Source organism: uncultured Microscilla sp. (genome assembly GCF_947493425.1).
Classification (GTDB): Bacteria; Bacteroidota; Bacteroidia; order Cytophagales; family Microscillaceae; genus Microscilla.
In genome coordinates, this window is sequence record NZ_CANLRP010000007.1 from 18,004 (window position 1) to 44,928 (window position 26,925).

Sequence of the window (26,925 nt, forward strand, 5' to 3'; positions counted from 1 at the left end):
TCACTAATTTAAGAATGCTTAAAATCAAAAAGATACGGGCATATTATCAGGCATACCGTAAAGATTTGGCAGCTACCCTTAAGCTAAGTTACCCTATTATGATAGGGCAGGTAGGGGTAATGCTCATGTCGTTGATAGATAATGTAATGGTAGGGCAATTGGGCGCAGTGCCTTTGGCAGCTTCTTCTATAGCCAATGCCATATTTTTTATGCTTACCATATTTGGGTTAGGCACTATTTCTATAATAACTCCGCTTGTGGCTACTCGCCACGGCAAGCAAGACAAAGATGCTTGTGGGGCTCTATTTTCTGCGGGCATCAAAGTAGCCTTTGCTTTTGGGGTATTGTTTGTCGGTATTAGCTACTTGTTGGTATCTTATTTTGACATATTTGCTCAACCTGAAAAGGTAGTACCACTTGCCATTGAGTATTTGATTATTATTGCTTTTTCGGCCATTCCTATGATGCTGTTTATGGTAGCCAAACATTTTGCTGAAGGCATATCAGCTACCAAACCTGCCATGTATGTGACCTATGTCAGTGCGATAGTAAATGTTTGTTTGAACTATGTGCTTATTTATGGGAAGTTGGGTGCACCCGCATTAGGGTTGGCTGGAGCAGGGTATGCTACCTTGATTACTCGTGTACTAATGGCAGCAGGTATGTTTTGGTATGTGTTTACTAAGCCACGTTTTCGCCCTTTTCTGCGTACATTTACCCTATTTAAAGCCACTTATTCACAAACTAAAATCATACTTCAGCAAGGCTTGCCGGCTGGTTTTCAGCACTTCTTTGAGGTGTCAGCTTTTGCTGGGGCGGCAATTATGGTAGGTTGGTTGGGTGCCAAACCATTGGCAGCCCATCAAATAGCCCTCAACCTTGCGGCGGTTACGTATATGGCAGCTACTGGGTTAGGGGTAGCAGGTTCTATCAGGGTAGGCAACGCCGCCGGAGAAGGAAGCCCAGCTCGGATATTCAGGGCGGGTACCAGCGCTTTTATGTTAGTATTTATATTTATGAGCATTACTTGTTTGTTGTTTATTTCGTTCAATTACTTTTTGGTAAAAGTATACATAGACGATCAACAAGTAATCAATATAGCCGCTTCGTTAATGATTATTGCAGGTTTTTTTCAATTGTCAGATGGCATTCAAGTAGTAGGTTTGGGGGTATTACGAGGCATAGGCGATGTAAACCTGCCTACTGTTATCACCTTGGTATCTTATTGGTTCATTGCTTTGCCAGTGGGTTATATCTTGTGCTTTCACTTCAATTGGGGCGTAGAAGGCATGTGGGTAGGGCTACTACTAGGGCTTACTGTCTCGGCTATTTTTCTCACTTTACGTTTTTACCGGCTGGTATACGCCAATCGCAAGCAAGAAGCCACAATGCATTAATTATGAATGGGAGGTCTTTGGTGCTTGTCAGAAAACATTATTGCTTGGTTGGTGGTATCTTTCAATGGGGCATAATCAATCGATGGTTGTTCCTTGACCGACTTTATGGGGCGAGCCACTTTTTCCTCATTTTTTTTTAATGCCTCAAGCGCAGCTTTGGCGTGTTGGTGACTAGCATTGATATTGATGATAGGGGCAGGATAGTCTTTGCCAATAGTACATTTATAAAAAGTTTGTTCAATGGTAGTCATCTTGCTCAAATCGTGGATGAGCCCCGCTGGAATGTTTTTAAGCTCAGGTACCCATTTTTTTATAAATTGGGCTTCAGGGTCACACTTTTTAGAGACTTTTATTGGGTTCAAAATTTTCACCTTATGAGTATCTACAGCTCCTGCCTGCGCCTGAAAGCGAACAAAGTGCACACCTGGTTCATAGTCTAAAAACTGTTGGGCAAGGTAATGCACTCCAGTATGCCACGATTGCCACAAGTGGTGGGTAAGAAAAGACACGATTAATGAACGCATTTGGAAGTTGAGATAACCTGTTTGCTGTATACAACGCATGCTTGCATCTACCATAGGAAAACCTGTTTGCCCATTTTTCCAAGCCTCCAGCAGGTCATTTTTACGGGGGTGTTCCAATTGTAGGTATGCCTCATTCCCTGCCTCAAACTCCAGGTAATCTTCCATTTCAAATTTTTGTATGGCTTGACAATGCAGGCGCAAATGATGCAGATATGCCTCAAAGTTGGCTCGATGAGGTGAGTCTACCATCAACTGTTGGCAATGTTGGTATACTTGCCGTACACTCAGGTTTCCCCATGCCAAATAAGGTGATAAATGGCTATTACTCTGGTTGCTTAATGCAGGTTGTTTATGTTGGGTTGTATATTGTACAATACGTTTTTTGCCAAATGCCTTGAGGTACTTTTGAGCACTGCGTATGCCCACTGGTTGGTAGTTCTTGGGGTAAAGATGAATTTTTTGTCCGGTCACATAGTCAAACAAAAAAGCAAAATCAGTCACTTCATAAGGTATAGCATTTAATTGGGCTAAGTTGGGCGTAGCCAGTGGTTCTTTCATAAATATTTGCCAATCTTGTGCCCAACCTCGGCGATTTTTTCTACCCCTTTGTATGCCATTTTGTTCAAACTCTTGCCACTCTATGTCTTTTTGTTCAAAAAAATGTTGTATTTGACGGTCACGGTCATAAGTTAGCCGAATGCCTGTTTCCTGATGCGAAAAAACTTTGTCAATTTGGTGGGTTTTTAATATATATTCGAATACATCAGAGGCTTCAGCATGGAAGCAATGAAGCTTGGCTTGATGGTCTTCCAGTTCAAAATTGAGGTCTTCTATAGATTGATACACAAATTGCCAATGGCGTATGTTCCAGTCGGGGCTTTGTTGCAAAGAGGGCTCAAAAACATATATAAGTAAAACAGGTAAACCCGCTTCGATAGCAGCTTTGAGTGGGGCATGGTCTTCGAGACGCAAATCGCGTTTAAACCATACCACATTGATCATAGAAGTGTCTGTGACAGGGGTATCAGTCGAATCGACATTTTCTTTTGGCTGCTCCATGCAATTACCCAAGGTTTTAGTCATAGTCCAGTGTATAAAAGTGAGGTGCATTGACAACAATATGAGTATTTATAAAGTTTGCCTATCAATGTTTAGCAAAAATACAAAACCCAAACAGATTTTGCTAACTTTTTGTGAGCGTTTGTGTATAAAATGGGCATATAAAGTAAGGCAGGTACTATTTCTTTCAAAATTCCCCAAAACCTCTCTTTAACACTACTTTAACAAGTCAATAACTACTCAGTAACAGGGGTTTTTTGTACAAACTAATATCTTTGAGACTTCAACTTAAAAAAACAAACATCTAATTCTGTAATCTTATGAAAAATCACCTACATTTATTGTTTTCAGCGATTTTCTTTTTGTCTGTTACTACATTGGCCATTGCTCAACCCAAACTACCTGCGCCTAGCCCTGGTGCTGAGGCAATGCAAACTGTAGGTTTAACCGATGTAAAAATTGTATATTCTTCTCCTGCGGTAAAAGGACGTACCATTTGGGGAGGACTCGAAAAGTATGGCAAAGTTTGGCGTGCTGGAGCCAACACTCCTACAAAGATTTCTTTTAGCAATGACGTGAAAATCAACGGTAAAAATATTAAAAAAGGAGACTATGTGTTAATGCTCGACCTCAAAGACGCGAATAACTGGGAGTGGATGTTGGCTACTAAAGGGAGCGCCTTTGGTTTTAAGGAAGCCGATGTAGTAGTAAGAACTAAAGCTACTGTCACTAAAGGTTTACGTAACAGAGAGCGTTTGACTTATTATATTTCTGCTGGTACCAATGGCGAAGGCACCGTGAACCTTCGCTGGGAAAAAATAGAAGCTTCTTTCTCTTTTACAAGCGATATAAAAGGACCTTTGATGGCAAGTGTAAAGAAATTTGCTGGTCAGGCAAACTGGTTTAACTTAGGGAATACTGGTTACCAAGTGGTGTTAAACTCTGACAAAGAAAAAGACCTGAAACTAGCCAAAGGTATGATTGATGCTTCGGTAGCTATGGGCGGCGAAAATATGATTAACACTTGGTGGAAGGCCGAATTGATGGCTAAAATGGGCGAGAAAAAAGAAGCTTATAAACTAGGTAAAAAAGTAAAAGAGCTATACGCCAAAGAGAAACGCAACGGTTGGAAAAACTTCTACAAAAACACCATTGATCCAAGTCTTTCTAAAGGAATGAAAGCGTGGAAATAATTTGAATATATTGATATATTATCGAGGGGAAATGAGAATTTCCCTTTTTTTGTGGCTTTTTTGTAACAATGCCTACAACAGGTGCATTGAATTATGCGAAGAAGTTGTATCGAATAGGTCATATCCTTATTAATCAAAATACATATTATATTCTTATGGCAAAACACAATACTTTGTTTTTACTGGTTTTGACCTTGGTTTTTGGGAACTGCCTGATGGCAAAAGCCCAATCTTTGGCAGAACCCCGCCCCCAAATGAATGTTGCTGAAATAAAACTGGCGCTCAAAAAACTACAGGTAACAGGTACCGCCATGTACCTTGCTGCTCACCCTGACGATGAGAACACCCGTTTGATTGCCTACCTTGCCAAAGGAAGGTTATACCGAACGGCTTACTTAGCCTTGACACGTGGCGATGGAGGGCAAAACCTGATAGGTACCGAAGTAAGAGAGTTGTTGGGAGTTATTCGCACTCAGGAGCTACTGGCGGCTCGCCGTACCGATGGAGGGCAGCAGTTTTTTACCCGTGCCAATGACTTTGGTTACTCAAAGAATACCCAGGAAACCCAGCAAATATGGGACAAAGAAAAAGTAAAGGCCGATATGGTATGGGTAATTCGTAAGTTTCAACCTGATGTAATTATCACCCGCTTTTCGCACAACGAATTTACCAAGCGCAACCATGGTCATCATGTGACCTCGGCAGTATTTGGTGCCGAAATAAGCAAGTTAGCCGCTGATCCTACCAAATACCCTGAACAATTGAAGTATGTAAAAGTATGGAAGCCCAAGCGGGTTGTTTGGAACACCTATCGTCACTATATGAGGTTTACCGGGGCAAAAACAAAACCTGATATGTCGAAATATCCTAAAGTAGACGCAGGTGCATACAATGTGCTGTTAGGCAAAGGTTATGGTGAAATAGCTGCCGAAAGTCGTAGCATGCACCGTAGCCAGGGGTTTGGATCTGCCAAACGTCGTGGGGTTCAATATGAATACTTTGAGCATGTAGACGGCAACAAAGTAAGTGGTGGACAAGCCGATTTGTTTGAAGGGATAGATGTTACCTGGAAGCGGGTCAAAGGAGGCAAAAAGTTAATCCCGATATTGGCGAAAGCTTATAAAGAGTTTGATGTGCAAAACCCTGCTAAAATAATTCCTACCTTGACTAAAGCCTATAAGTTGATGCAAAACCTCCCCCAATCGGCATTGGTAGAGGCCAAGCTAGAAGAACTTAAAAATGTGATTTTTCAATGTGCAGGAGTATGGTACGAGGCACTCAGTCCAGTATATGGAGTAGCTGCTGGTGACAAGGTTCAGCTAAATATGCAGGTAATCAAGCGTTCAAACTATCCAGTTACTTTACAAAAAGTAGATGCCATATTTGCGCAAAGCAATGCATCTAAAGAGCTTAAGAATAATCATTTAGAACGAATTAAATTAAGTGTAACAATACCCACCAATGCTCAAAACTCTCAGCCTTATTGGTTGCACGAGCGTGCCAATAAGGGAATGTTTAAGGTAAAAGAACAAACGCTGATTGGTTTGCCCGAAAATAAGCCTGCCATTCCAGTAAAGTTTACCTTTAAGATTGGTGGCTTGGTGTTGACAGATATAGTTCCTGTATTTCATAAGTGGGTGATTCCGCAAAGGGGTGAGCGTTACCGTGCCTTAGAGATTACGCCACCAGTGACTGCCAATATTGCCAATCCAGTATATTTATTTACCAGTAAAGTTCAAAGCATAGAGGTGGTAGTAAAAGCGCATACCCACAATTTTGTTGGGAAAGTAGCCTTACAACTGCCCAAAGGCTGGAAAAGCAGCCCTGCATCGGTAGAAGTAAACCTGAAAGAGAAGTCCCAAGAGCAAAAGGTTAGCTTTAAAGTAACCCCTCCTGCCCAGGCGTCCGAAGGAGTAGCAAAGGCAATAGTAACGGCAGGAGGCAAAGCTTATACTTATGGTTTGCTCACCATTGATTATCCTCATATCCCTATCCAAACTATATTTCCGGTAGCAGAAGCCAAAATTGCCAAGCTTAAAATTGCCAAAAAAGGGGAGTTGATTGGGTATATTATGGGAGCAGGCGACAAAGTCCCTGAGTCGTTGCGTCAGATTGGTTATAAGGTAGATTTATTAAAAGATGCTGATATTACAGCAGCCAACCTAAAAAAATACGATGCTGTAATGGTAGGTATCAGGGCATATAATACTAAGAAACGGATGAAGTTTCACCAAAAAACATTGCTTGAATATGTGAAAAATGGAGGCAATATGGTCGTACAATACAACACTAGTCGCCGTACAGTTACCAAGCAATTGGGGCCTTACCCTTTGAAGCTTTCGCGCGATAGAGTGACTGTAGAAGAGGCAAAAATGAGTTTTGTTGCGCCCAAACATCCAGTGCTAAACACTCCCAATAAGTTGACTGCAGCTGATTTTGACCATTGGGTACAAGAGCGTGGATTGTATTTTCCTAATCAGTGGGATGAAAAATACCAACCTATTTTTTCGTGTAATGATCCAGGCGAAAGCCCCAAAAAAGGTAGCTTACTGATTGCCAAATACGGCAAAGGTTATTATGCTTATACTGGTTTGTCGTTTTTCCGAGAATTGCCAGCAGGTGTAGCAGGAGCCTATCGTTTACTTGCCAACATCTTGTCGTTGGGTAAGTAAAAGAGAGCATATCCTCCCAAGAAGTGCAATTGGGAGGATATCATTTTTATGTTCCCAGAATTATTTGAGAGAGGCAAGAACAAGTTGCATGATTTTCTCAATACTTACCAGTTTTAGTTTCAAGTCTGCTACTTCATCTTGCAATGATGTGATTTTTGCTGACAACTCCTGCTCAAGAGCGGTGTTTCCGGATAACGGTTGATTCAAATCTCTCATGCCTTCTTGCGAATTGTTTGAGTTAACTTGAGTTTTTGGTGATACAGAGGCAGAATGAATCTTTATTCCCTTGGGTATTTCGCCAAGTAAACGATCTACTTCAGCCATTTCGGCTTCCACATCTATCCTAAACTCGGCAACGCTTGTATAGTTTGTATACGAATCGTTGATTTCCAGCACATCTCGTTTTGCAGATGAATTAAGAGTAGTAGCAGGAGTAGATGTTTGATTGAGCGATTGTGTAGCAGAATTGGAATCCAGGTGAGCAAACAATCGGTCAACCTCGGCCATTTCAGCTTCTACATCTAACCTAAACTCAGGCAGATTAGTGAAGTTGGTATAATCGTCGTTAATATTTAAGTTATGCTTGTTTTCCAATTCTTTAGCAGTTAAATCAAGGTTTTCAAGTTGTTTGTCAAGTGATTGTTACGCAATAATTGCTCCTTTTTACTTTAATTAGCTTGGCAGCGTTGACGCTTTGTTTTGTAGCTTTGTCTCCTTAAAAAAACAGTCAAGTAGCATAGCAAGCTTCAGCTCAACAAAGCTAAAAGGGAACCTGTATTTTGCATAGGTCACTAAATACACTGGAACTTAAATTTTTATTTTAGACTTAAACAAAAGTGGTTTTTTGGACATATTTTGACCAATTGTCTGAATACCAACATTAATCAACCTAAGCTATTTCTAAATCCCGGTTCATCGGGGCAGCTTTGCTTTGCTGAGCTCTGCTTCAGCTAATCCTGTAAATCTTAAAACCGAGTCTACAGCTTGCTGTGACGAGCTCACCACAGGTAATCACTTTAATCTTAGTATAATGATGGATTTTTAAAATTTAAACCACCTTAAAACCAGCTATTTAGTTCTGACAGGTTTTTGCAGCCTGTCAGAACTGGTCAAGTGTTATAGTGTTAAATTATTTTTGTTCCAAGGTACTTGTATACATTGTCTAATAAGTTTGATAATATTCCATTTCTTGTATGGTCTTATCGAAACGAGACAATACAATGTCCTCTTTGGCAAAGGCTTGGAGAGTTTTTAAGAAAAATATCAAGTCATTTAACGCAATGTACTAAGTCTTAGCGCATCATTTCCCGGTAAGGAGGAAAATACTCAGTTGCTTTATGTTGGTATTTAAATACCTCCTCTACTACTTTCATTCCCCGGTGGGTAATGCTCGCCTGGTACTGTGTTTGACTTCCAGTGCCAGAAGTAGCCATAGAAGGATGCATACGTATCAATTCGTGCATATACAAATACTTGTAGGCAGCTTGAAAAGCCATATTACTAATACCTACATTAGAGGCCAATTCCTGAATATTGGCTATAAAATCCATGTCAGAATTGCTAGTCTTGTATAATTCCATAAGAATCTGAAAACGATAAATTTGATTCTCTTGCACAATATTTTGCATGTACGTTGATATTTTAAAAAGTTAATACTATCTAGAAAAGAAATAAAATGAATACAACCATATGAACAAGCGTCAAATTACCTTCAAGTTATTGGCCAATAAAGCGAAATACCTGGCGGTTCATATCGTAGCACTTCATCAAGATCTAACCCTCAATCATAAGGAGTTTTACTTATCCCAAAAGCTCATAGAAAATGGGACAATCATTGGCGAAAAAATCACAGAAATGTCAAGCTTACCTTCTAAAGAAGCGATTCTCCAACATATTTCTCAGGTTTTAGACTATTTGCATAAAACACACTATTGGCTCAATCTACTTTTTGAATCAGGTAGAGTAAATGAACCTGATTATGAACTTGTAAATCAGGAACTTGCTCAGCTTGAACAAATTATTCAGGAGAATTTCACAATTACTTAAGTACTGTATGTTAGCGTACAAAGTGATGCAATGTTTGAGGCTCTGAAATACATTTTTTGCACGACAAAAACCAATAACTGTAAGGCAATGCCTATGACTAAAATTATTGTCATCAACCCCTCTTTATCACATTGTGAGCAAATCAAAGGTGAGTATTTCTCACCCAGGGCAGCCAGGCTAACAAGTACTCAATGTTGCATCTCACGAAAAGCCGGAAAGTAATACGTTGGCTCGTTTTCGTTCAAGAAGACTTCTTCTATGGCTTTGAGGCCCGAATGGGTCAAACAAGCTTGATACCTTCTTGTTGATCCTCCAAAGCGTACTCGAATAAGTTCTTCCATTTGTAAATATTTCCAGGCAGGCAAAAAGTCCAGTAGTTTGATTCCCTGGCTCATAGAAAGCTCCCGTAAATCATATACTGTATCTATATCGGCGTTGCTCCTCTTATAAAGCTCGAAGAGAATCCGAAAACGATGCCATTGCCGGTCGAACACTATTTGAAACATGGCATAAATTGTTTATTATTAATTGTTTAAGTTGTAATTGCTTCCTTGAGAGACTCGCACATTTTAATATCCATTTGATGCACTGTGCTATTAGGGTATTTTCTCCTTATTTCGGTTCGTCCTACTTCCACACATTTGCGAAACCATTCTTCAGTAGTAAATAGCTTTCGATGTATTCTCAACCCAAATTTTTCTTCCATTTTAGGCTTCCAAACTGCATAATACCATTCCATGGAAGGTTGATGAAATCCTCTAATTACTCGTTTATCGAAGATGAATTTTCTACAACCAAATTGCTTGATGAGTAGTCCTTTTTGTAATAGTAGATTTTTAAAATCCTCGATAGGCATGTATGGCAGTAATACTTCACATATAAAAATTTGTGTGCTTTGACTCACATAAATTTTTCCAGTTTTATCTTCATACTGAGTAACAAAACCATTTTCCTGAAGGATTCTTAAGTCATCTTGTATCATCTTAATTCGTGAATTTTCGTGTTAAAACAGCAAAAGTGAATCAATTGGCTAAAATCCAAAGCCAGATATGAAATACTCATGAATATTGTTGGTGGATATTTGGGTGTTTAGCCACTGATTGAGGTGCTCTTTTTGGGTTACAAACTCAGTGTGACCTATTTCTTGTACTTTTTGAATAGCTTCTGAACGAAATTCCCCGACTTGAGGGAATACATAAAAGCGACTACCTCTTTGAATCTGTAGGCTTTGTTTTTCATTCAAATCACTGTGACTAGATGAGCTACCCAACATGGGAGGACTTGTGTATTCCTGAAAACTATCTTGTTGAAAAGACAGCAAGGTCATGTTGGAGCCAATATAGTCTAAACGAGAGTTTATTTTGTCAATGACACAAACCCCATATTGAATCGTATCGCGGAACTGCTGACGGTCATTATGCATCTTGTTCAAATAAAAATCAACTCTATTAAGGATAGATTTTACATCTATTAAATGGCTTTCCAGTACAATGGTGTTGGTCAAGTGATTACAAACAATCGCTTGTTGCAATCTGTCACTATCGGTACCCTCGCAAAAAGCAAAGATTAGATAGACAAGACCCATTTTTTCTTTTGCCCACACAAAGCTCCCCTTCAGATTGTCCTGAGACGCCTGTAAAAAGAAAGATTGAGGAAGTAACTGCTGAAGTTGATGTTCAGTAGTAAAAAGAACATCTCCCAAGTAGTCAAACTTAGAGGAGGAGGGCAAAGATGCCTGTTCATTATTAATAGCAGAATAGTTTTGCGTAGTGTACTGACTAAGCTCTTGCGCCAGACCGTTTATGGTCATTTCTGCCATCTTAATTGTGGAATCCAGTTGCTCCTCGAGGTACTCGATACGTTCTTGCATGGCTTTTACATTTTGATCTGTTTCATTAGAGGAAGAATCGTCATTTGACCCATAATGAGACAAATCACGAGATAAACTACCCAACTCCTCAGTCTTGAGGTTTTTCTGTTGTAATAGTTGTTTTATCAACTGCAATATTTGGAAGTCTTCGTTGCTCATACTGTTTAATATCCAGTAGAAAATGTTCAACAAAATTAATCGTGGTAAACGAGAAAAAATGTGAATTTATATATTAAAAATAAGAGAAAATGATGCCAAAAGCTTGTTTTTTGTGTTAAATTTTCTGAAAGTATTGGATTTTTAGAAATATAATTGTTTTACTTTAGATATATAATGTTAAACAGTTTATTTCCTCTTTTTGGAAACTAAAATTAGCTTTTAAAGCTTGTTTAAAATTAACAGTTAGTAGGACATCGAATCAAGTTTGGTAGGTCTCCAATGCATCGAGACTGTGAGTCTTTACGCAACTTTTCTGATTGTATTTTGTCAAACCCGTTTTGCTGTGGTGAACTCAATGAAGTCAGTTTAGCTAAAGCAGAGCTATGTAGCCTTGAGTTTTTCAAATTAGTATAAGTACTAACTTTTCAAAGGTGAAACAAAGCTCCTAAACTTAATTTGGATGATTTAGAAACTTGCTAAAACTTGATTTGATGCATCTAACCAAAAAAGACATTATAAAATACCTTTTAAACAAGTTCTAAGCTGCTAAAAATCGAAATTGAAATCATTAAACTCCCCAGGTTGACTGTCAATCTTATCAGGGCGGTGAGCAGGGGTTGATTGATCAGGTTCAGTAGATGGCTTTAGTGGTAAAGCTTCTTTTGCTGTTGAAATAAAACTGTCTTCCTGATCAAGGTGTTGAGGTGTTGGGGGGAGTTCTTTTTGGGGAATAAAATCTGGCTGAGCAGGGGTAGGTTTTGAGGGAGTGTCTACTTGGAAGCTTTCTTGTCCAAATTGACTGGCGTCTAAATCTAGTGATCCCCAAGGGCTGCTTTCTGGAGAAGCCTCAGTAGTAGATGTTAGAGCAGGAACAACAGATCCTGCATGTTTATCAATTAAATAATCGATAAGTGTTAAAGCTAATTGAATATTATTCATAATTGTTCGTTTGAAGTAAGATATGTCTTCATTATCAAAAATTCAACCAATTTGTTATTTATTTAAGGTAAAATTAGAAAGAATATTGAGTGGGGCGATGTGTATCAAATTATCTAATATTGACACTGTTTCTTAAAAGGTAAAAGCCCCCCTAGATTGTATATAATTATATGGCAGATCAGGCACCTACTGATCACATTCCTGAAGCCACCTCACCGCATGAACTTTGTCAGCAATAGGCATAATATGTAAGCAGCCACTTGGGAACAGTTTATTCAAACGACGCGAGAATCCAAATTGATAAATCACATTTTCAGGAAAAGTAAAGGCGATGTGGTGCTTACAACCTATGGCTTTGGTAATTTTAGGAATCCATTCATCAACTACCCAATCAATGTCTTCAGGGCTTGCTGAAAAATTTTGTAAGTCTAAAAACCATTTACCCACTTGGTATTTCTTGGCATGCTGACCAACTTCTTGAAATAGACCTCTGAAATCTTTGCTAGGACAATGTCCTTTGCTTTCAATAATGAAAATTCCCTCTGCAGTAATTAAATCAGCATTGATGTAACTGCTTCTATAAATTTCGGTAACCTTAGTGTTTGCTATTGCTGTAATGCTCATTGTTAATGATTAATCGTAAAATTTTGTATTAAGTATTTGGTTTGATAGTTGGCAAAAATTAAGCAAGGAGCATAACTTGTTGATTATAAGACGTTTAATTTATAAAGAGTAAAAATAAAAGTGCCATTTAGAGAAAATATTCCCTATTTGGGAAAAAAGTTAAACTGTGCTATTAATTGGTGGAAGGTAGAGGTGGCAAACCTCCAGGAAAGATGAATTTTGTAGATAATGAATGTAATGCCTTATAATAAGTTTAAAAACATCACACTTAACTGTTTTAAAGGTACACCCTTTACTGTTTATGAGTATTAATACTTAGTGTTTAGCTTTTTTGTTTACCTTATCCAAGTACCTTTTCTTATGTAATTTATTTTGTGTTTAGCTTTTTATAATAAAAAATTTAGTTTCATCTGATTTAATAGAAACAACTTCTTAGCTAATAGTATTGTTATACTCTAGGCTTTTGGATGTACATTTAAAATGTTTGTTTGAATACTGATCACTGAAAGTAAGTTAGTTAAAATACAGTAATTAGAGCAGAGAAAGGATGCAAATGCTTGTTTCCTGATTATAGTTTGATCTCGTTTAAGTAGATAGTTTTGCTATTTAATATTATGTAAGTTTTTTTACAAAAAAACATATAGTCCAGTTTGCCTTTCCGAAACCTGTTGATTTTCCACAAAATTTTATGAATTATTTAACAAGCTATAACCCTCTTTGTGAAGGAGCAAGCTTTAAAAATCTTCAAGATTTCCTTACCTTGGGCAAGAAGTAGCATACTCATGAACAAAAAAACCACGTATGACCAACCAAGAAACCCCGCAAGAAGAGCAAATAAACACAGAAGAAGATGAAAAAATAGGCTTACCTTCTATATTTAAAAACTGGACACAGATGTATGTATTTGTATTGGGCGAGCTTGCCCTACTGATATGCCTGTTTTACATATTTACTAAACTATTCGAATAGCTTACCTAACAAGTAATTATCAGGTACTACAGGTTAATCTTACCTGTAACTTATGGCTAATTGCTTACCACTACTTTTAATCTCAAAAAAATCACCTTTTAAAACATGGGCACTTTAGACTGGGTAGTTCTTATCCTTACCCAATTATTGATTGTAGGCTATGGCTTGTGGAAGAGCCAGGGAAGCAAAAATATGCAAGCGTATTTGTTGGGCAACCGCGAAATGACCTGGTTTACCATCGGGTTGTCTATTATGGCAACTCAGGCAAGCGCTATTACTTTTTTATCGGCACCTGGCTTGGGTTATGACGATGGAATGCGCTTTGTCCAATTTTACTTTGGTTTGCCATTGGCAATGGTCATTATTTCAGCAGTTATTGTCCCTATTTACCGCCGCTTGAATGTGTACACTGCCTATGAGTATTTAGAGAAACGTTTTGATCTTCGCACCCGCGCTTTTGCTGCTTTTTTGTTTTTGCTGCAACGTGGTCTGGCAGCAGGCTTTACTATTTTTGCACCTTCACTTATTTTATCTGCATTGTTGGGTTGGAACATCTATTGGACCAATTTTTTTACTGGTTTAGTGGTGATCATTTACACTGTATCAGGAGGTACCAAAGCGGTAAGCCAAACCCAAAAGGTGCAAATGGTGATTATCTTGCTTGGAATGGTGGTGGCTGGCTATATGGTGGTCAATGGTTTGCCTAAGGAAGTTTCGTTCAATGATGCCTTACATTTGGCGGGTAAAATGGGTAAACTTAATGTGGTAGACTTCGAGGTAGACCTGACTACCAAGTATAATTTCTGGTCGGGCATTATCGGTGGTTTTTTTCTTGCCCTGTCTTATTTTGGCACTGATCAGTCTCAAGTACAGCGCTACCTGGGGGGGCAATCGGCAGCCCAAAGCCGTTTGGGATTGTTGTTCAATGGTATGATCAAAATCCCTATGCAGTTTGCCATCTTGTTTATAGGTGCTATGATGTTTGTTTTTTATATGTTTCAGGCACCCCCTATTTCTTTTAAACGCAACCTGGTAGAAAACACCCGCAACTCAGCGTATAAGCAAGAGTTTAAAGCCCTGGAACAAGCGTATGATAAAAACTCTGCGGATAAAAAAGCGTATGCTTTGGCAATGGTGAAGGCACGTAAAGAAAAAAACTACGATGCTGAACAAGCAGCAGTAGCAGGGCTTCGTGCCAGTGAAAAGAAAGCCAAAGAAATAAAAGGAAAAGCCAACGCGGTAATGGTAAAAGCAGATAATACGGCTGATACCCGCGATATTAACTATATTTTTATTAGCTATGTGATGAAGTACCTCCCATTGGGCTTGGTAGGTTTGCTGGTATCAGTGATTATTTCGGCATCTATGTCTTCTACTGCCTCCGAACTAAATGCCCTTGCCTCTACTACCGTTATTGATATTTACAAACGAATGATTAAGCCTGAAGCCTCCGACCAACACTATTTACGCATGAGTAAAGTATTGACTATAGGGTGGGGACTATACGCCATTGTACTATCTATGTTTGCCAATAGGTTAGGTGCCTTGATAGAAGCGGTAAACCTAATAGGCTCGTTGGTGTATGGAACTATTTTGGGCATATTTCTGGTAGCATTTTTCTTGAAAAAAGTAGGTTCTAAAGAAGTATTTATTGCCGCAGTTTTTTCCGAGTTGTTGGTCATCTATTGTCATACTTCTCAGTATATCAATGCCTTTTTTGCGGCAAAGGGGGTAGATGTAGGCTGGTTTTTCCCTAATATCAATATTCCATTTTTGTGGTACAATGTCATCGGTTGTTTGCCACTTATTTTTGTTGCTTGGCTATTGCATCAATCTAAGTTTTTTAAAAAATAAAGGTATTTGTTCAAGGGAGAGGAGGCGTGTAAAAAAATGAGCGATTTTTTCATAATTGCCTGTTTTTTGTGTATTATATATTACCAGCCCAAAACAAACCCATTCCCTGTTATTTATACATTAAACCTATGAGATGTTTGTTTGTTCTCTTTGTATGTTTATGTATCCACATCAATAGCTTTGCTCAAAATACTATTTACCTCAACAACCTGGATGGGTTGATGTGGGTAGGTAAAAAAATGATGGTGCTTGAAGATAAAACCAGCACGCTTGCTATCAGTGATATTACAAAGCCTCAGTATCAGCAAACATTCAAACCCCTGCCTAAAAACATATTTAGCCACCCTGTTTCTACCTCTGCTTTTTGGTTTAAAATTATTATAGAAAATAAATCAAACAAAGATGTTTGGTTAAGCATAGCAGATACTCGTTTAAAATATATTGATTTTTATACCCCTAAAATTGACGGTACTTATTCCTCCCCCTTGTTGTTAGGGGCTAGTCGCCCACAGCAAAACAGAGTGTTTCCGTCTGCGTTTTATTGTGTCCCTATCCATCAACATCTTTCTCCTCAAACATATTATTTAAGAGTTAAAGGAAGTCTCAACCTATTACTTCCTTTTAAGGTTGGGACCACTCAGAGTTTGATTAAAAAATTTGACACTTACGACCAAATTCTAAATATTTTTATAGGCTTGGTATTGTCTATGTTAGTTTACAATCTGTTTTTGTTTTTTGCTACCCACGACAGACTCTATCTCATTTATGTAAGCTACCTTGCCATGGTATTTTTGGTGACACCCTTTAGTAATGGTCAAGCAATGTTTTTTTATAGTTGGTTTTGGGACAACTTTTTGGTGTGGCAAAGCCCATTGTTTTGGACGATTACTCTGTTTGTTGATCTTTATTTAAACCTTAAACAGCATGCGCCTAAACTAAAGCGTTGGCTTTGGGCGCTTACTATATGTTTAGGAGTGTTTTTTCCTTTACTTAATTTGCTGGGTATCCACATGACCTATTACCTTAAGTTTTTTCAATTGACGGTATTAGTTTATTCTTTTAGCCTACTTATTTGTGGCGTATACCTTTGGCTCAAGGGGCATAAAAATGCCCGATTTTATATTTTGGGGTGGAGTTCGGTGATCATTGCTTCTTTTGTTTATTTATTTACATCAAATGGATTATTGCCACTCAATACATTTACCCGACAATCGCTCTACTTTGGGTTTGGTTTAGAGGCGTTGATGTTTTCTTTGGCGTTGGGTGATCGGTTAAATATACTCAAAAAAGAAAAAGATGAGGCATTGGCGCAAAACTTACAGCTGATTACCAATCAAAAAGAAGCCCTAGAGCATAAGGTAAAAGAGCGTACTCTTGAGATACAAGAACAAAATGAGGAAATGGAGGCTCAAAACCAAATGATGAAAGCCACCCATCAAGAACTTCAAGAAACTTATCAAGAAATAAATAAGAAAAATGAGAATTTGCTCGCTTCTATTAACTACGCCAAAACCATTCAGAATGCATTATTGTCTTTACGCAAGGGGGTAATAAATGCATTGGGAGCCGATAATTTTTTCATTTTGTTCAAACCCCGCGACATTGTTTCAGGAGACTTTCACTATATAGAAGTTTTGGAAGACGAGCGATTGTTGCTTGCTGCGATTGATTGTACTGGGCACGGCATACCGGGGGCATTTATGTCTATGATTGGGTACGAAGTGATGACTGAAATAGTGAAGGTAAGAAAAGAAACCAAACCCAATACAATACTAGAGTTGTTGCACCGCTATATTGCCAGTGTACTTAAACAATCGGAAACTAATAACAAGGATGGAATGGATGCGGCGCTGGTGGTGATAGATAAACAAAAGCACTTGATGGAGTTTGCCGGAGCTAAAAACCCTTTAGTGTATATCCAAAATGAACAATTGACACTTATCAAAGGGGACAAACGCAGCATAGGAGGGCAAGTGAGGCAACTCAAGGAGTTTAGATGCCATCAAGTAGATATTAGCACACCCACTATTTTTTATTTATTTTCTGATGGTTATCAAGACCAGTTTGGGGGCGAAGAAAATAAAAAATTCATGTTAGCAAGGTTAAAGAACTTATTAATGGATGTGCATTTGAAAGAAATGGAAGAGCAGCAAAAAATACTAGATACAACCCTGGAACAATGGATGCAACAAGGGAACGAAACACAAATAGACGATGTGTTGGTAATGGGGGTGAAGGTGTAATTTGTTTAATCTGTATTTATGGTTACTTGGATGGCCAAAGCTACCAATGGGTAATCAGGGCAAGGGTGTATAGCATATTTAATCAATGTTCCGGTTCGGCGTACAATGTCTGTGGTGCCCTGTAAAAAAGGATGGATAGGATTTTTTCGTCGGTAAAGGCGACTTGGTTTTTGCATAGTCCACAAGTCATCTATAGTTTTGTTGCTCTGTTGAATGTAAAAGATTAACTTACTGAGCTTTTCTGGTTCCCAAACGTCTTGTAGGAAAATCTGATAGTATTTGGGGTGTTGTTGCACCACCAATTTTATTTGATGGTTACTTTCTCTTGTTTGATAGGTTTTCTCAAAACACAATAACTGAATGATAATCGAGCTGAGTTTGCGTTGAGGTATTGTTTCGTCTTGTTGCCAGAGTTTTTCCACGAGTGGCTTCCATGTATCGACAATAGATATAATTGATGCCTCATTTTTTATCCCTTGATAAGTGTACAAGGCGTTGGGTTGTTGAAAACCTTTCAGCAAATCATTGCCTAGGAGTTGATCGTCTTGTGGAGGGTAGACAAAGGTCTCGTAAGAGTTGATCAAGTATATGGCAAGTAAAATACTCGCTTCGTCTTCGCTTTTGAGCAAGGCTAATATAGATTGGAGTTGTTTGGGAGGGATCATTTGTGGAGGAGAGAGGAAGAATAGAGAGGAAAACTAATTGTTAAGAACACCTATTTTTAATACCAAACCTGCCTGATCAGGTTGCCAGGCAGGAAATAACGCATACTGAATTTTAGACTTTGATTTACGGACTATATCCAGCAAGTCAAGGAAATGATGGTCATTTTTGGTTTTAGCTAAAATACCCTTGCCATGCAGACTTGTACTGTATTCCTTTTGTAGGTTGGGCAAATCTTTCGAAAGTTTGTTAGCCTTATGAATGTAAGGCAGTAAAGTACTTAGATTTTTTAAATACCAATTTTCTTTGAGCCACAACTCGAACTTATCCCCTGTTTTATTAATTACTAATTTAATGGCATTATCAGGCACTTGAGTATCATATCGGTTTTCAAGGTAAAGTAAATTCAACAATACATGAAAGGTTTTGCGTTTTACTTTTTTATGCTCTTCTGAGGTTTCCAATAATTGGTCCCACACCCCTAGTATATTTATAACAGTTTCACTGGTTTTTACTCCTTGGTAGGTATATAGTGCCTCCATAGTATCGAGACTCTTGTGTGATATATTGCCAAGGTATTCATCACTGTATTGGGCGATGTCTTCGAAAGCATCCAGTGATGTAATGAGGTTTAACGCTAAAAGAATGTTAATCTCATCACCACTATTGAAGAGTGATAATATTTTTTCTGCTTGTCTTTTTGTGATCATTATCTATAGAAACGAATAAATACAAAAAAAGTGCTGTTCAATTTGTTGAACAGCACCATAAGCCTTTGCATAAATACTTTGTTTGCTTAAGTATACTCAAGCAAACAAAGCCTGAAAACATTATTCTTGAGAGCCTTTTTTCTCTTTCATTTTCTTAAAACCTGACTTACTCATTTCTGCACGAGGAAAAGCATTGTTTTTAGTATCAATGTCAGCAGTTTCGCCATTAGGATCTACTACAAACTTCACTACTTCTTTTTTAGTCATCAATACCTTAGACACTTTTACCGGGTCTTTTTTCCAGATTTCTGCAGGTATTTTTACGTTTTGCTGGCTTCCATCCTTATACTGCATTTTTACAATAATTGGCATCAGCAAACCACCCTTGTTTTTAAAGTCTAATTGATAAAAGAAGCTGTTAGGGCTCATTGCCTCTTTATCCCCTTTGTTGAGTGTTAAGCCACGTCGTTTGACAATCGCAGTAATGTTATTGATTTGGTCTTGAGTATAAAATGTGGGCTTAAATACCATTTTACTTGCCACAGTTTTGTTTTTATCGCTTTCTACCTGAAACAATTTCACACCTTCGAGCGAAATATCACAAGGTTCGGTAGAATAAAACCAACCTCTCCAGAACCAATCTAAGTCAACCCCAGAGGCATCTTCCATAGTACGGAAAAAATCGGCAGGTTTTGGGTGTTTAAACATCCACTTTTGCGAATACTCACGGAAAGCATAGTCAAACAATTCTGGTCCCATAATGGTGTTGCGTAAGATGTTCAACGCGGTGGCAGGTTTGCTGTAGGCATTAGGCCCAAAATAAGGAATCGACTCAGAATTACTCATGATAGGTACCATTTTCTTAGGGTCAATACGCATATAGCGAATAATATTTTTTGGGTTGCGTGAACCTTCAGGGAAGCCGTTTTTCTTGTAGACATCTGGTGCCCACGAAAGCGATTGAATTTCACGTTCGGCAAGCGTTTGTACAAAAGAGTTAAGCCCTTCATCCATCCACGTCCATTGTCTTTCGTCAGAGTTTACAATCATTGGAAAGAAGTTGTGACCAACTTCGTGAATAATTACCCCAAACATACCATTACGCATGCGTGCACTAGTGACTCCCTGGGCATTAGGGCGACCATAATTGAAACAAATCATAGGATATTCCATACCATTGGATGCTTCTACTGAAATGGCTACTGGGTAAGGGTAGTCAAAGGTATACTTAGAGTAAACTTTAAGTGTATGCGCTACAATATGAGTAGAGTAGTTGCCCCACAGTGGGTTAGCCTCTTTGGGGTAGTAAGACATAGCCCATACATTTTTACCTCCTACATTTACGCCCATGGCATCCCAGATTAGCTTGCGTGAACTGGTAAAGGCAAAATCACGAACATTTTTAGCTTTGAATATCCAAGTCTTAGTTTGAGTACTTTTGGTCTTTTCTTTAGCTTCGGCTTCTTTTTGAGTCACAATTACTACAGGGTTTTTAGCGTTTTTAGCTTTTTCCCAACGTTTGATCTGCTCAGAAGACAATACCTTTTTAGCATTTTGCAGCTCTCCGGTTGCACCTACGATATGGTCGGCAGGCACAGTAAGTGCTACTTCATAGTCGCCAAAAGTCAAAGCAAACTCACCGCGTCCTAAAAATTGCTTATTTTGCCAACCATTTACGTCATCATACACACACATACGAGGAAACCATTGTGCTATAGCGTATACATTGTTGCCATCTTTAGGAAAGTGTTCATAACCACCACGTCCACCAATTTTTAAGCGTTCGCGAATTTTGTTTTTCCAATCTAGCGAAAACGTAAACGAACCACCTTTGGCTTTGATAGGCTGAGGTAGTTCAAGGCGCATCATGGTACCATTGATGGTATACTTCAGTTTTTTGCCACTTTTATCTTTTACATTAGAAATGGTATACCCGTAGTCGTCTTTGGTAAGTGATACCCAGCGAAAAAGCCTTTGTACACTACCATTGCTCTTGGTAAGCTTCATTGGGTTTGCCTTTTGTGCAGTAGCATCCCCGGCAAAGCGATTTTGATCGAGTTGTATCCATAAATACCGCAATGGGATAGGGGCATTGTTATAGTAGGTGATTGTTTCCGATCCGGTAATTACATTCTTTGCTTCATCCAAGGTAGCCTTAATCTTATAGTCAGCCTTTTGTTGCCAATAGTTTGGGCCTGGAGAACCATCTCCTGTACGGTATACATTGGGAGTGGGGAGTTCCTGGCCTAATTGAGCAAATTTAGAACTTACATACTTGGGGAGAGGAGCTTCTTGGTCAGATGTCGATGGCTTTTTCTGAGCCAAAGCATTTACCGTTATACATGATAGTAATAGTAATAGTAGTTTTTTCATATGGGTAAAATATTAAAAATGAATAGGTCTTCTTATGATGAGAACCAGACTGTCTAAACAAATTTAGCTAGAAAAGGGAGAATTATTAGGCGTATTAAGACTTTTTTAACATTATGTTTATTTAAAAGCCCTGATTGCAAAATTATTATAGTTCAATATTTGGCTTGAGTGGCCGTTGAGTATGTACAAATTGTAGGCTATTTTTGTGTGTTTCTTTATGTTTTTATAGATTATTGCCCTTATATATTTATAAAAGCTTGAGTAGTACAAAACTGTAAAAGAGTATAACCCTAATTCACGTATATTTTATGATAAAAACATTTGTATTAATTTTTTATATGGCCTTGAACATTGTTCCTTCCAGAGTAAAACAGTTTAAGATTGAAGTAAAAAATCCTGCCAATCAAATAGAAAAAATTCAGTTGAATTTTACCCGCAACAAAAAACAATGGCAGGTAATAGCCAGTCATAAACCACAAGATACATTATATTTTCATTTCGACCAAGCCCGGTACTGTTATGTCAGAGAAGGCAGCAATGGAAAAGAGAGTAAGGTAGATCTATTGACGAAGGTAGATATTAAACGCAATCACAGAAGATGGCGCAAGGTTTCCAGGGTAGAGTTTGTGCCCAAACAAGGTAAATATAATGATCGGAAGTCAGGACTTGTATTTGCTATTAGCCGCAAAAAAAGGCGAAAAAAAATGATTGAAGTTGATAGAACCAGTGCCCCCGAAATGAGTAAAGTAATGCCTGATATGTTACTAAGTTGGTGATATTGTGCCTTGATGGGGTAAAAAAGCAAAAGCAGCTCCTTTTTTGGGAGCTGCTTTCTGTTGATAAGGGCTGACTTATGAGACAACCTCTTTTTTATGGTGGTATATGGTTTGTGCTTAATCTTCGGTTTGGTCATCCCACCAAACACCTGCATTGACTGTTACATTAGGAACATTTGCCGCGTTATTGCTCAATTCTCCAGTAGTGTAAGGAAACCTTCGTGGTGCAGGACCAGCAGTATTAGTAAGCGTAGGGATTCCAGTTCGGCGATAGTCGTTGTATGCCTCTATAGGCTGGAATAGCCAAAATGAAATATACTTCTGCGTAATAATTTCGTTCAAAGTTACATTTGCAGGAGAAACATTTGCTTGTGCCAGGTAAGCAGTAATAGCAGCCGCAGACACTCCCTGACGTGTCATAGCAGCAGTCACTGCAGCTTGATAAGCAGTATTGGCTGCTGCCTGATTACCTAACCTTAAATTTGCCTCAGCCTCGATAAATTTCATTTCATCAAAAGTAAACAATTGTAAAGGTGCGGTTGCATTTACTATAGTACCTGAGGCTCTAGAGTATAAATTACCTGATTGATCATTTTGGGCTGATCCATTGGGAGCATAAGACCTTGTACCTCCTGCGATAGTATCTACCATCATTGTCAGTCTAGGATCATTTAATCCAGCAAGCAAGTCACCAAATGTCTTACTTACTGCATGGTGACTTCTATCGTTTGACTCTTGATACCAAGGGTGCTCTCCAGTAGGAGCTGTAGTAAAACTTGTAAAAATACAGCTTTCACTAGCATCACTATAGGCATTGCCAATGGCATTCAATGCATTGGTTGCTGAACCAGTAGGGTCTACCTTACTCAATCTATTATATAAACGTGCTTTCAATGCCCAGGCAGTTTTGGTCCATTTGGTTACATCTCCGCCGTAAAGCATGTCATCGCCAGTAGGCTTAGCCACAGAAGTCTTTGCCAAATCAGCAATTGCTTCATCCAAAATTGATTGCAATGTAGTATAGATATCTTGTTGGTTGTCATACTTTGGTGTAGTGTTCTCAGAGCCTTTGATCGCTTCTGAGTAAGGAACTCTACCCCAAAGATCAGTAGCAATGCTAAGGTTATATGCCTTCAGGATTTTTGCAATGCCAGTATAGTGAGCGTTACCAGCTTTGGTAGATTGTTTGATTAATATGTCAATATCAGTCAATACACCTGCATAAAGAGCATTCCAAGAGTTATCACCAATAGTGGCATTTACTCCAGTACGTTTATCACCTTGTTCCAGCTGCCCATGAACACCTGTTGTATGCTCTACAAAAACAGAGCTATACCAAGCCAGGTCAGTTCCCGATATTGAAAATACAGTACTGGTAATAATACTTGTTAATAGCATATTATCAGGTACAGCGGTTGGGTTATTAGGGTTTGTATCTATTTTGTCTAATACATCGTCAGTACAAGCCGATGTAAAAGTAAAGAGCGCAAGAAATATATATATGAATGCTTTTTTCATGATCTTATTATAAAGTTTTGAAGTGGATTAAATCGAACTTTGTTAGCCCCATTTTATAGAGGGGTAACAAAGTTCTGGATACACTTTACGAACTTAGAATGTGGTTTTTAAGCTTACACCATAGCTTTTGGTTTGAGGAAGAGATACATACTCTAACCCTTGACCATTGATGGCTCCTCCTAAGTTGGTTTCAGGATCGAACCCTGGATAATTGGTAAACAACAATAGGTTACGGCCTATCACAGACAGAGACAAGGTGTTTAATCTTAGTCTCTTCAGCCAAGCCGACGGGAACTGGTAGGTAAGTGCAACCTCTCTCAATCTTACAAAACCCGCATCAAACACGTGAGCCTCATCGATATTGCTTAAGACATTTACCCAGTAAGTTTGATTACGCGCTATAGCAATACTGTTGCTAGGCAAGTTGGTATATACAGGGTTACCACTGGCATCTACTTCTCCGTTCCAAGATACCGCATCAGGTACTACATAATTGGTAGCCTCACGATCTTCGGTTTCCTCAGTTTGCCCATATAATCTAGCCAAACGAGTGTTTCCTGAGTACGCTTGCCCGCCTTTTCTCCAGTCTACTTGTGTGGTCAAAGTAAAACCTTTGAATGAGAAACTATTGGTAATAGCCATGGTAAAATCAGGTTGAACATTGCCTATGACCTTAGGGTTAGGGTCAGCTATTGGCATACCATAAGTGGCGTTTGTATTGGCGTCACCTCTACCATCTACTACTACACGTCCTTGACCATCTCTTTGATAAGCCACTCCAAACAAAGAGGGGTAAGTTCTTCCGGCAAAGGCACGAGAGCTAGGCGTAGTAAAACCTGCCAGGAATATATTAGCCACCCCCTCTTCTAAACGAATTACACGGTTAGAGAACGAAGTAAAGTTTACTCCAAGGTTCCATCCAAAACCACCTTGTTTGGCTGGTTGGATAATTTGTGCATTTACGGCAAGTTCATGACCTTTCGTTTCTACCTCCCCAGCATTACGTGTTTCGCTGGTAAAACCAGTAGAACCAGGAACAGGCACACTAAATATCTGGTCAGTGGTATTGTTTACATAATAGCTATAATCAAGGCTAATTCTGTTGTTTAAGAACTTCAATTCTGTACCTACTTCATAAGTCACAGTATTTTGGGGTCTTAAATTTTCGTTTCTAATAATATTGCTTTGGGTAAACCCAACTTGCCCATTGAAAGGATATGCAATACCATCTGTTAAGAAGCCACTATTTGGATTGCCTTGTACAAAAATATTAGTAGTAGAGTATGGAGCTGTTCCTGAACCTACTTGAGCATAATTCAAACGAATTTTACCAAAAGTTAAAATATTCTGAGGTACTTCAAATGTTTCGGTAAATGCCCAACTTACACCTACAGATGGGTAGAAAAATCTGCGGTTATTTCTAGCAAGATAAGATACATAGTCTTGACGACCAGAAGCTGTCAGGAACAGTGTGTTTCTCCATGATAACTCGAAGTTACTAAAGAAACCAACCACTCTTTGTGCAGTACTTATTTCAGTAGTTACTTGATTGCTAGTATTTGACATGTTGCGAAACCCACCAATCGTAATACCTGTACCTGTTACGCTCAGCGATTGCGTGCGAATATCATAAAACTCATTGCCTAATAGTAAACTTGCATTGAAGTCTTTACCAAAGCTTTGGTTCAACATTACCGTAAAGTTTGAGTTTACCTGACGACGAGTAAAGGTGTAGTCTTGAATTTGTCCACCTGATGGAGTTGTTGTTCTTCCACCAGTACCTCCAGAGCCAAGTTCGTACACTTCTTTGCCACCAGTAACGTAAAAATCATTCCCTAAACGATAATTTACTGTAAGCCACTTTAAGGGTTTGTAGGTTAATTGTACATTACCAAAAGCCCTGCGGTTGGTCTCGTCAAACTGATTGTTTGCCAAAGACCATCTTGGATTATCCATTGCTCCACGGTAGTGAATTTGCTTATAAGGGTTTCCATCTTCTGCATAAGGGGTACCCCATAAGTCATAAGAACTTGGTGCCCAATAGGTAGTAAACAAGGGGTTAGATAAATTACTACCACCTGCTACCTTGTCAATCAAAAGATCAGAGAAGTTCAGCGAAGCCTCTACTTTTAGGTCAGTAGTTAGTTGGTAACCACCCGCTACTTTACCATTGATTCTGCGCATGCCAGTAGTTGGAAGAATACCCTCTTGTTTGGTATAGCCAAATCCTACTGCATAGTGCCCCTTGGCAGTAGCAGCAGATGCTGATAACCCAAGGTTATATGTTCCACCTGTTTGGAATAGTGGCGAAACATTGTCATAGGCCTGTCCTGTTACTTCTTGTCCAACGTTATTGATGTAGGTAGTTCCATTTCCAGTAGCATTAGGGTTTACATTGGGGTCGCCAAGTTGAGAAATTTTTGGCCCCCAAGACAGCGATGTTCCAGGGTTAAACGTTCCAGCACTTCCTTGTGCATAAATCTTTTGGGCCTTGGGCAAACGAGTTACCTGATCCCAGGTGTAACCAGTATTAAGCGTAATGTTAGTTCTGCCTTTTTTGGCATTTTTACCACTTTTGGTAGTAATCAAAACCACACCATTAGAAGCTCTTAAGCCATAAAGTGCAGAGGCTGCTCCCCCTTTTAGAATACTAACAGACTCAATATCATTGGGGTTGATATCTAGAGAACGACTTGAGCCATCTGTACCACTTACACCTGGTGTAAAGTCAGAAGTACTTGAAATAGGTACCCCATCTACTACAAACAAAGGTTGATTGTTACCAGTTAAAGAAGAGTTACCACGAACAGTAATTAAAGAAGATGCACCAGGCATACCACTGGTTTGTCGTAGCTGTACACCAGCTGCCTTGCCTTGTAGCGCATTAGACAAGTTTGGGTTATCAACCGCAGTGATTGCGTCTGCTTTTACCTCTTGTACCGCATAACTCAAGGCTTTTTTCTCTTTCTTAATACCAAAAGCTGTCACTACTACTTGAGCCAATGCCCCTTCTTCCTGAAGAACAACATCAATGTTTGTTTGTGCACCCACCGCTACTTTCTGAGTTTGCATTCCTACAAATGAAAATACGAGCGTATCATTCGGTGAAACATCAGCTAATGTATATGTTCCATCGTTATTGGTTGCGGTTCCTTGCGTAGTACCTTTAATTAAAATTGTTACGCCTGGTAGACCACCACCTTCTTTGTCTTTTACTGTTCCCGAAACAGTAATACTTTGTGAAAAGACATAGGTTGTTAGCCCCACCATAAGAAATAGGGTGAGTAAAAGTTTACTTTTCATAAGTAATTGCTTAAATTATTTTACCATAATACA

General features: G+C 38.8%; 21 protein-coding genes. 8 read left to right on the plus strand and 13 right to left on the minus strand.

Annotation, left to right across the window (positions count from 1 at the left end; translation table 11 throughout):
* Positions 1-14 precede the first annotated feature (14 nt).
* Positions 15-1,397, plus strand: coding sequence for an MATE family efflux transporter (locus tag Q0954_RS03665; protein ID WP_299453760.1), 1,383 nt, complete (start codon positions 15-17; stop codon positions 1,395-1,397).
* Here Q0954_RS03665 and Q0954_RS03670 read toward each other — a convergent pair.
* On the minus strand, positions 1,394-2,980 hold the full coding sequence (locus Q0954_RS03670; protein ID WP_299453763.1) for an FAD-binding domain-containing protein: 1,587 nt from the start codon (positions 2,978-2,980) through the stop codon (positions 1,394-1,396). The two genes, Q0954_RS03665 and Q0954_RS03670, sit on opposite strands and share 4 nt — an antisense overlap.
* A 320-nt stretch (positions 2,981-3,300) precedes the next feature.
* Here Q0954_RS03670 and Q0954_RS03675 point away from each other — a divergent pair, with 320 nt between their 5' ends.
* Both Q0954_RS03675 and Q0954_RS03680 read left to right on the plus strand, forming a co-directional pair.
* Entirely contained in the window at positions 3,301-4,173 is an 873-nt protein-coding gene (locus Q0954_RS03675; protein WP_299453766.1) for a DUF2911 domain-containing protein, read from the plus strand.
* Between the two features lie 155 nt (positions 4,174-4,328).
* Positions 4,329-6,845, plus strand: coding sequence for a PIG-L family deacetylase (locus Q0954_RS03680; protein WP_299453769.1), 2,517 nt, complete (start codon positions 4,329-4,331; stop codon positions 6,843-6,845).
* Positions 6,846-6,905: 60 nt separating this feature from the next.
* On the opposite strand, the gene Q0954_RS03685 is transcribed toward Q0954_RS03680, so the two are convergent.
* Positions 6,906-7,439 (minus strand): hypothetical protein, encoded by a 534-nt coding sequence (locus tag Q0954_RS03685; protein WP_299453770.1) that lies wholly within the window; start codon positions 7,437-7,439, stop codon positions 6,906-6,908.
* Between the two features lie 698 nt (positions 7,440-8,137).
* Entirely contained in the window at positions 8,138-8,473 is a 336-nt protein-coding gene (locus tag Q0954_RS03690) for a hypothetical protein (RefSeq protein ID WP_299453773.1), read from the minus strand.
* Positions 8,474-8,534: 61 nt separating this feature from the next.
* Here Q0954_RS03690 and Q0954_RS03695 point away from each other — a divergent pair, with 61 nt between their 5' ends.
* On the plus strand, positions 8,535-8,891 hold the full coding sequence (locus tag Q0954_RS03695) for a four helix bundle protein (protein ID WP_299453776.1): 357 nt from the start codon (positions 8,535-8,537) through the stop codon (positions 8,889-8,891).
* Between the two features lie 188 nt (positions 8,892-9,079).
* Here the strand turns inward: Q0954_RS03695 and Q0954_RS03700 are convergent, their stop codons facing one another.
* From Q0954_RS03700 to Q0954_RS03720, 5 genes are all read right to left on the minus strand, one after another.
* Complete coding sequence (locus Q0954_RS03700) at positions 9,080-9,397, minus strand: hypothetical protein (RefSeq protein ID WP_299453779.1); 318 nt, start codon at positions 9,395-9,397, stop codon at positions 9,080-9,082.
* Positions 9,398-9,423: 26 nt separating this feature from the next.
* Positions 9,424-9,873 carry a hypothetical protein gene (locus Q0954_RS03705; protein ID WP_299453781.1) on the minus strand — a complete coding sequence of 150 codons (450 nt, stop codon included), beginning with the start codon at positions 9,871-9,873 and terminating at the stop codon, positions 9,424-9,426.
* A gap of 48 nt (positions 9,874-9,921) precedes the next feature.
* Positions 9,922-10,920: a hypothetical protein gene (locus Q0954_RS03710; protein ID WP_299453782.1), complete on the minus strand. Its 999-nt coding sequence runs from the start codon at positions 10,918-10,920 to the stop codon at positions 9,922-9,924.
* A gap of 546 nt (positions 10,921-11,466) precedes the next feature.
* Positions 11,467-11,859, minus strand: coding sequence for a hypothetical protein (locus tag Q0954_RS03715; protein WP_299453784.1), 393 nt, complete (start codon positions 11,857-11,859; stop codon positions 11,467-11,469).
* Between the two features lie 186 nt (positions 11,860-12,045).
* Positions 12,046-12,483 carry a hypothetical protein gene (locus Q0954_RS03720; RefSeq protein ID WP_299453786.1) on the minus strand — a complete coding sequence of 146 codons (438 nt, stop codon included), beginning with the start codon at positions 12,481-12,483 and terminating at the stop codon, positions 12,046-12,048.
* A gap of 801 nt (positions 12,484-13,284) precedes the next feature.
* Here Q0954_RS03720 and Q0954_RS03725 point away from each other — a divergent pair.
* The 3 genes from Q0954_RS03725 to Q0954_RS03735 all read left to right on the plus strand — a co-directional run bounded on the left by Q0954_RS03725 (position 13,285) and on the right by Q0954_RS03735 (position 17,549).
* Positions 13,285-13,452, plus strand: coding sequence for a hypothetical protein (locus Q0954_RS03725; RefSeq protein WP_299453789.1), 168 nt, complete (start codon positions 13,285-13,287; stop codon positions 13,450-13,452).
* A gap of 105 nt (positions 13,453-13,557) precedes the next feature.
* Complete coding sequence (locus Q0954_RS03730; protein WP_299453793.1) at positions 13,558-15,306, plus strand: sodium:solute symporter; 1,749 nt, start codon at positions 13,558-13,560, stop codon at positions 15,304-15,306.
* Positions 15,307-15,443: 137 nt separating this feature from the next.
* Complete coding sequence (locus Q0954_RS03735) at positions 15,444-17,549, plus strand: 7TM diverse intracellular signaling domain-containing protein (RefSeq protein ID WP_299453796.1); 2,106 nt, start codon at positions 15,444-15,446, stop codon at positions 17,547-17,549.
* Between the two features lie 5 nt (positions 17,550-17,554).
* Here Q0954_RS03735 and Q0954_RS03740 read toward each other — a convergent pair whose 3' ends face one another.
* From Q0954_RS03740 to Q0954_RS03750, 3 genes are all read right to left on the minus strand, one after another.
* Positions 17,555-18,214, minus strand: a complete 660-nt coding sequence (locus Q0954_RS03740; RefSeq protein WP_299453799.1) for a hypothetical protein — start codon at positions 18,212-18,214, stop codon at positions 17,555-17,557.
* Between the two features lie 33 nt (positions 18,215-18,247).
* On the minus strand, positions 18,248-18,922 hold the full coding sequence (locus tag Q0954_RS03745; RefSeq protein ID WP_299453802.1) for a hypothetical protein: 675 nt from the start codon (positions 18,920-18,922) through the stop codon (positions 18,248-18,250).
* Between the two features lie 120 nt (positions 18,923-19,042).
* Positions 19,043-21,295 (minus strand): M1 family metallopeptidase, encoded by a 2,253-nt coding sequence (locus Q0954_RS03750; protein ID WP_299453804.1) that lies wholly within the window; start codon positions 21,293-21,295, stop codon positions 19,043-19,045.
* Between the two features lie 308 nt (positions 21,296-21,603).
* Between Q0954_RS03750 and Q0954_RS03755 the strand changes: the two genes are divergently transcribed.
* Positions 21,604-22,071, plus strand: a complete 468-nt coding sequence (locus Q0954_RS03755) for a hypothetical protein (RefSeq protein WP_299453805.1) — start codon at positions 21,604-21,606, stop codon at positions 22,069-22,071.
* 117 nt (positions 22,072-22,188) lie between these two features.
* On the opposite strand, the gene Q0954_RS03760 is transcribed toward Q0954_RS03755, so the two are convergent.
* Positions 22,189-23,589: a SusD/RagB family nutrient-binding outer membrane lipoprotein gene (locus Q0954_RS03760; RefSeq protein WP_299453807.1), complete on the minus strand. Its 1,401-nt coding sequence runs from the start codon at positions 23,587-23,589 to the stop codon at positions 22,189-22,191.
* 93 nt (positions 23,590-23,682) lie between these two features.
* Complete coding sequence (locus tag Q0954_RS03765; RefSeq protein ID WP_299453810.1) at positions 23,683-26,892, minus strand: SusC/RagA family TonB-linked outer membrane protein; 3,210 nt, start codon at positions 26,890-26,892, stop codon at positions 23,683-23,685.
* Positions 26,893-26,925: the final 33 nt, after the last annotated feature.